The organism is Bradyrhizobium sp. (assembly GCF_019242285.1).
Classification (GTDB): Bacteria; Pseudomonadota; Alphaproteobacteria; order Rhizobiales; family Xanthobacteraceae; genus Bradyrhizobium.
Genome location: NZ_JAFAVV010000280.1, coordinates 1 through 2,014, shown reverse-complemented (window position 1 = coordinate 2,014; position 2,014 = coordinate 1). Strand labels below are relative to the sequence as shown.

Sequence of the window (2,014 nt, the reverse complement as noted above, 5' to 3'; positions counted from 1 at the left end):
ACGCGCACGTCCTATCCAAACGCCTGGATGCCGGTGATGGCGCGGCCGAGAATCAGGGCGTGCACGTCGTGGGTGCCCTCATAGGTGTTGACGGTTTCCAGGTTCGAGAGATGGCGCATCACGTGATACTCGATCTGGATGCCGTTGCCGCCATGCATGTCGCGGCACATCCGGGCGATGTCGAGCGCCTTGCCGCAATTGTTGCGCTTGACGATGGAGATCATCTCCGGCGCCATCTTGCCCTCGTCCATCAGCCGGCCGACGCGGAGCGAGGCCTGCAGGCCGAGCGCGATCTCGGTCTGCATGTCGGCGAGCTTCTTCTGCACCAATTGGGTCGCAGCCAGCGGCCGGTTGAACTGCTTGCGGTCGAGCGTGTACTGCCGTGCGCGGTGCATGCAGTCCTCCGCCGCCCCCATCGCGCCCCAGGAGATGCCGTAGCGGGCGCGGTTGAGGCAGCCGAACGGACCTTTCAGGCCGGAGACGTTGGGCAATAGCGCGCTGTCCGGCACCACCACGTCGTCCATCACCACCTCGCCGGTGACGGACGCCCGCAGCGACAGCTTGCCGCCGATCTTGGGCGCCGACAGGCCCTTCATGCCCTTTTCCAGGATGAAGCCGCGGATCTGGTTGTTGTGCTCGGCCGACTTGGCCCAGATCACGAACACGTCGGCGATCGGCGCATTCGAGATCCACATCTTGCTGCCGGAGAGCCGGTAGCCGTCGGCCACCTTCTCCGCACGGGTCTTCATGCCGGCCGGATCGGAACCGGCATCGGGCTCGGTCAGGCCGAAACAGCCGACCCATTCTCCGGTCGCGAGCTTCGGCAGGTATTTCTTGCGCTGATGCTCGTCGCCATAGGCATAGATCGGATGCATTACCAGCGAGGACTGCACCGAGTTCATCGAGCGGTAGCCAGAGTCGACGCGCTCGATCTCGCGCGCCACCAGGCCGTACGCCACGTAACTGGCATTGGCGCAGCCATATTCCTCCGGCAGCGTGATGCCGATCAGGCCGAGCTCGCCCATCTCGTGGAAGATGTCGCGGTCGACCTTCTCCTCCAGATAGGCCTTGGTCACGCGCGGCAACAGCTTGTCCTGGGCGTAGGCGCGCGCGGTATCCCGCACCATGCGCTCGTCCTCGGTGAGCTGCTCGTCGAGCATGAACGGATCGTCCCATTGGAAGGTGACCTGAGACGGCTTGTCCTTGGCCTGCGGGCGCACGCTCATGAGGAATCCTTTCGCGTCAATCCTTAAACGTCGTTGTGGATAAGTTAGATCGCTCTCGCTCGCAGCGCAATCAGCTTGCGATCCCGTTCAAACGCCCTACGTGGAACGCACGTGCATCGAAACTAGATTTCCAGCCGCTCGTTGGCGACGATCTCGATGCCGAAACCGGACAATCCCTTGTAGTCGTGCACCGACGAGGTCAGGTTGACGATCGAGGTGATGCCGAGATCGCGCAGGATCTGCGCACCGACGCCGACGTCGCGCCACTGCTTGTTGCGATCGGCCTCCGCGCTCTTGGGCTCGCCGACCGGCTCGACGGGAACCCCGGCCGCGCCGTCGCGCAGATAGACCAGCACACCGCGCCCGGCCTGCTTGAAGTGCTGCAGCACCGCCTGCATGCGCGCATGCCCGGTGAACAGGTCCTTGACGATGTTCGGCTTGTGCAGCCGGGTCAGCACCCGCTTGCCGTCGCCGACGCCGTGATAGACGAAGGCGGCGTGCGCGATCTCGTCGAATGGCGAGCGGTAGGCATAGCCCTGCAACTGGCCGATCGGGCTGTCGATGACGAAGGTCGAGACCCGCTCGATCAGCTTCTCGCGCGCCTGGCGGTAGGCGATCATGTCGGCGATGGTGACATGCTTGAGCTTGTTGGCGGCGGCAAAGCGGGCAACCTGCTCGCCCTTCATGACCGTGCCGTCGTCGTTCATCAACTCGGAGATCACGCCGACCGGCGGCAGGCCCGAGAGCTTGCAGAGGTCGACCGCGGCCTCGGTGTGGCCGGAACGCAG

General features: G+C 64.4%; 2 protein-coding genes. Both read right to left on the bottom strand.

Features of this window, described 5'->3' with window-relative positions; genetic code table 11:
- Positions 1–11 precede the first annotated feature (11 nt).
- The gene (locus JOY90_RS10775) at positions 12–1,226 is read right to left on the bottom strand and encodes an acyl-CoA dehydrogenase (RefSeq protein ID WP_291691119.1); all 1,215 of its coding nucleotides are present in this window, start codon (positions 1,224–1,226) and stop codon (positions 12–14) included.
- A gap of 122 nt (positions 1,227–1,348) precedes the next feature.
- Positions 1,349–2,014: 3,4-dihydroxy-2-butanone-4-phosphate synthase (locus tag JOY90_RS10770; protein ID WP_291691118.1), on the bottom strand; the 666-nt coding region annotated here is incomplete at its 5' end.